This is a genomic window from Armatimonas sp. (assembly GCF_031410135.1).
Lineage (GTDB): Bacteria > Armatimonadota > Armatimonadia > Armatimonadales > Armatimonadaceae > Armatimonas.
In genome coordinates this window covers 1-4107 of sequence record NZ_JANNYP010000004.1, presented here as the reverse complement: position 1 = coordinate 4107, position 4107 = coordinate 1, and the positions used below count along the sequence as shown (strand labels likewise).

Genomic DNA, 4107 nt, shown 5'->3' with positions numbered 1-4107 from the left:
AGACCAGGACGACGAAGCGCCGGGCCGTGTACTTACCTCCATGGTCAAGCGGGTGGATGTGGCGGTTTTTGATGTCTGCAAGCAGGTTAAAGACGGTCACTTCAACAGTGGGACAGTGGAGCTGGGACTCAAAGAAGACGGTGTCGGGCTCTCGGTGATGAAGAACACTAAAGACAAGATTCCTGCCGATATCCTCAAGAAGATTGAGGAGCTCAAGCAGGAGATTATTGAAGGAAAGCTCAAGCCCCCCGCCGATGCGCGAAGCTTTGATAACTTCACCAAGGCCAAAGGCTAGGTTTTAAGCAGGCAGAGGCATCTTGACGCCCTGGTTGGCAAGCTTGTCCGCTAGGGCGTTAAGTTCTCTTCGGACATGCACCACTTTGGCCTTATCGAACTTGCTCATCAGGCGCTTGGCCTCGGAAAAGAGCGGCGCCAGCTCCGGCGACTTGACTTTATAGAGTCCTGCGATCTGCTTGGCCATCAGCTCGGAGTCGGTGCGGACTTCGACCTCGCTCGCGCCTTTGAGCAGTGCTTCTTGCAGACCACGCAGGAGTGCGGTGTACTCGGCGGCGTTGTTAGTGGTGTCGGGGAGACGCTCAGCGAGGGTGTGGAAAGGCTCCGCCTCACCGTCGCGCCAGAACGCGACGCCAATTCCCGCCGTTCCGGGGTTGCCCTTGCTCGCGCCGTCGGTGTGTAGAATCATCTTCATGCGGGCCATTGTACCGCGTCAGAACGCCAGCGCCTCGAAGGCCTGCGCGTAGAGCCAGTGGCCGAAGTCGTTGGGATGGTTGATATTGTTGCCCAGGAGCGATGGCTGATCCTTGCGCCTGAGCACTTGCTCCCAGGTGCTGAAGACATCGACATAGGCCGCGCCCGCCTCAAGCGCCGCCTGCTTTGTCGCCGCCGCAAACTGCGCCATCCGATGCGTCCCGTAGTGCCAGTCATCGTTGGGGGGAAACGCGGAAAAGAGCAAGACACTCGCGCCCTTACGCTCCTGAATGAGCTTCGTCAGCGCCACCAAGTTGCTCTTAAAAACGTCTGGTTCCGCACTCCCTCGATTGTGGTCGTTCATCCCGAAGCCCACGAGTACCAAGTCCGGCTTCTCGCACATTCCCAGTGTCGTCACGGGCCGTAGCGACTCGGGCTTTTTATCGAACCAGTCAATGCCCTGCCGCGACGAGTACCCGGAAAGTGAGAGATCTTCGATCGTGATCATCGCCTTCGGAAATCGCTTCCCCAGCGATACCGCCCAGCGCCACTGAAATCTCAGCGCCTCCTCCGATGCCTCGCCACCCGCCGTGATACTATCACCGTAGCTGACGATCTTAAACGGGCCACCGGCTTGCAGCTTTTTCTTCACCGCACCCATCGCCTGCTTCTGGTCGTTGCGCCGTGCCCAAGGGGTTTTCTCTGGTGCCTTATAGTCTACCCAGACAAACCACGGATGGTTGGTAAAGCCCGGGAACTTCGTGTGGTCGAAGTTTTTTTGGCCATAGAGCACGTTGGTTGCAAAGTCCGGGATTCGCGAGCTGACTGTCCGCGCCAGAGCTCCACGGGCATAGTCCACCACGTAGTCCTGCCCCTCCGTGTAGACCACGGAGCCGGGCTTGTCGGGCAGAAACGTACTGCGCACCGTCACGCTGCCTTTGGTGATGCGCTCAAAGCAAAACTTCCCCGGCTCCGTGCGCGTCAAGACGAAACTCTCGCCGTGAATGTCCATCTTACGCCACCACTCCCCTGATCACACTCGTCGGCAAGACTCCCGTGAGCTTCTCCTGCAAGCCGCCGTGTGGATACGTGAGGCGCATATGATCCAGCCCCATCAGGTGCAGGATGGTCGCATGCAAATCTCGTAGGTGGTGCCGATTGACCACGGCCGCCTCACCCAGCTCATCGGTCTCGCCGTAGCTCGTTCCCGCTTTCACGCCCGCTCCCGCCAGCCAGTAGGTGAAGCCTTTGGGATTGTGATCCCGCCCACCGGGTTTCCCGCCCGTATTGAAGGTCTCCGAGACCGGCATGCGCCCAAACTCCCCGCCCCACACCACGAGGGTCTCGTCCAGCAAGCCCCGCTGCTCCAGATCGGCGAGCAAGGCGGCTATCGGCTGATCCACCTCGGGACAGTGGAGCTTGAGGTTCTCCTCGATCCCGTGGTGTCCATCCCAGGTGTTCTGCCCACCCGCGCCACCGCCGCCCGAGTAGATCTGCACAAAGCGCACACCGCGCTCGACAAGCCGCCGCGCCGTGAGGCACTGCCTACCAAATGCCGCTGGCCCTTGCGCCGGTGGGTGCCAAGTGGGCTTTGGCTCGTTGATACCGTAGCTCTCCAGGGTGCGTGGGTCTTCTTTGGAGAGATCGAGCGCCTCGGGGGCCGTGGTCTGGAGCTTAAAGGCCAGCTCATAGCTCGATATCCGTGCCGCAAGCTCGGAGTAGCCAGGGTGGGCTCGCTCGTGCTCCGCATTGACGGTTTGTAAGAAGTCCAGCTCGCGGCGCTGCTGCTCCCGGCTGGTTCCCGCCGATGGCTTGAGGTTGAGCATCGGCTGGCTGTTGGTGCGCAAAACCGTGCCCTGGTACTTGGCGGGCATGTAGCCACTGCTCCAGTTGGGCGCACCGGTCGTCGGGCCGCCACGAGGGTCGAGCATGACGACATAGTCTGGTAGGTTCTTATTGAGTGTCCCCAGGCCGTAGCTTAGCCACGCGCCCAGCGACGGGTGCCCTTGGAGAATTCGCCCACTGTTCATCTGCAGAAGTGCACTGCCGTGCGCAAACGAGTCCGAGTAGAGCGACTTGATCACCGCCAGCTTGTCCATGTGCCGCGCGATATTCGGAAAGGCATCCGAGCACCAGAGCCCCGACTTCCCGTGCTGCTTGAAGCTCCGGCGGCTCGCCTGAAGGGTCGCTTTTGTCTTGGTGCTGCGCCGGAACTCGTTGTCAATCGTCTGGCCGTCGCGCTTCTGTAGCTTGGGCTTGTAGTCAAATAAGTCCACTTGGCTCGGGCCGCCGAACATGAAGAGAAAGATGCAGGACTTGGCTTTCTTGCCACCTCCCGACCCCCGTCCAACGGGGGAGCCTGAGAGCATATCGGCCAGCGCGAGAGCGGGGAATCCCGCACTCTGCTCCCAGAGTGGCATGGGGCGCGGCGAGAGAAGGCGATGGTCTTCAGGGTTCATGGTGTTCTCTTCGTGTGAATGGATGCGGTCGCCCAGACGGAAATCGTCGGGCTATAGGGCCTTTGGCCTCCTCCTCGTGCCTCGTCGGTAAATTTCGCCGAAGGCGCGGCGGAGGCACGACGCCCCACAGCCTCACGATCTCCGTGCGGGTACAAATCAGTCCACATAGATCACCTCGTTGAGGTTGAGCAGGGCGCGGCAGAGGCCGACCCAGGCTGTGTGGTCGGGCTGGGAGCCGAGCAAGCGCTCGGCGGCTTGGCGCTCACTGGGGCGCGGCGTGCGCTGGAGCGTGAGGGCGAAGGCGCGGGTGAGCTTGTCGGGGGTGTTCTCCGTCTCAAGGCGCTTGGTAAGCGCCTCGGCTTGCTTCTGAACAAAGGCATCGTTGAGGAGCATGAGTGCCTGGGGAGCGGTGGTTGTGATGGAGCGCACTCCGGCGGGTGAGGTGCTATTGGCAAAGTCCAGAGCATCCAGAAGCGGCACTTTCAGGGCGCGCTTGACCACGAGATAGACACTGCGACGGTTCTGCTCCGCCTCGGGGCTGTCACGCCAGCCTGCGTTGGCGGGGTTGCCCGAGTCGCGCACTTCGGGCGGGAGGGCCGGGTAGACACTTGGGCCACCTTGCTTTAGATCAAGCTGTCCACTCACCGAGAGAAGCGTGTCGCGTACGGCCTCGGCCTCGATACGCCGCAGGTTCTGCCGCCAGAGGAGCGTGTTGTCCTGATCCAGCATGAGTGCCTTCGGGTTGGCCGTTCGCGACGACATCCGGTAGGCGCGGCTGGTGACGATGAGTTTTTGTAGGCGCTTGAGCTTCCAGCCCCCCGCCACCAGCTCACTCGCAAGGTAGTCCAGCAGAGGCAGATTTGGGTGCAGGACAAAAAAGTGGTGAGGCAAGCCGATTTGCCTTCTGCTCCTAAAGTCGTCATCATAGGGGGATGACAGA

The 4107-nt window shown here is 61.1% G+C and carries 5 protein-coding genes; 1 reads left to right on the top strand and 4 read right to left on the bottom strand.

What is annotated here, in order from left to right; all coding sequences use genetic code 11:
- The coding region (locus tag RMO15_RS00130; RefSeq protein WP_309706723.1) for a BMP family ABC transporter substrate-binding protein at positions 1 to 295 on the top strand (295 nt) is incomplete at its 5' end.
- Between the two features lie 3 nt (positions 296 to 298).
- Here RMO15_RS00130 and RMO15_RS00125 read toward each other — a convergent pair.
- From RMO15_RS00125 to RMO15_RS00110, 4 genes are all read right to left on the bottom strand, one after another.
- Entirely contained in the window at positions 299 to 709 is a 411-nt protein-coding gene (locus RMO15_RS00125) for a ribonuclease HI family protein (protein WP_309706721.1), read from the bottom strand.
- Positions 710 to 727: 18 nt separating this feature from the next.
- Positions 728 to 1720: an SGNH/GDSL hydrolase family protein gene (locus tag RMO15_RS00120; RefSeq protein WP_309706718.1), complete on the bottom strand. Its 993-nt coding sequence runs from the start codon at positions 1718 to 1720 to the stop codon at positions 728 to 730.
- A 1-nt stretch (position 1721) separates the two neighbouring features.
- Positions 1722 to 3167: a DUF1501 domain-containing protein gene (locus RMO15_RS00115; protein ID WP_309706716.1), complete on the bottom strand. Its 1446-nt coding sequence runs from the start codon at positions 3165 to 3167 to the stop codon at positions 1722 to 1724.
- A gap of 156 nt (positions 3168 to 3323) precedes the next feature.
- Positions 3324 to 4107 (bottom strand): DUF1553 domain-containing protein (locus RMO15_RS00110; protein ID WP_309706714.1); only part of this gene is annotated, 784 nt, incomplete at its 5' end.

What these genes read in the sequence shown, in the direction of transcription:
- RMO15_RS00125 (WP_309706721.1), bottom strand. Translation starts at nt 709, where the DNA reads ATGAAGATGATTCTACACACCGACGGCGCGAGCAAGGGCAACCCCGGA.
- RMO15_RS00120 (WP_309706718.1), bottom strand. Translation starts at nt 1,720, where the DNA reads ATGGACATTCACGGCGAGAGTTTCGTCTTGACGCGCACGGAGCCGGGG.
- RMO15_RS00115 (WP_309706716.1), bottom strand. Translation starts at nt 3,167, where the DNA reads ATGAACCCTGAAGACCATCGCCTTCTCTCGCCGCGCCCCATGCCACTC.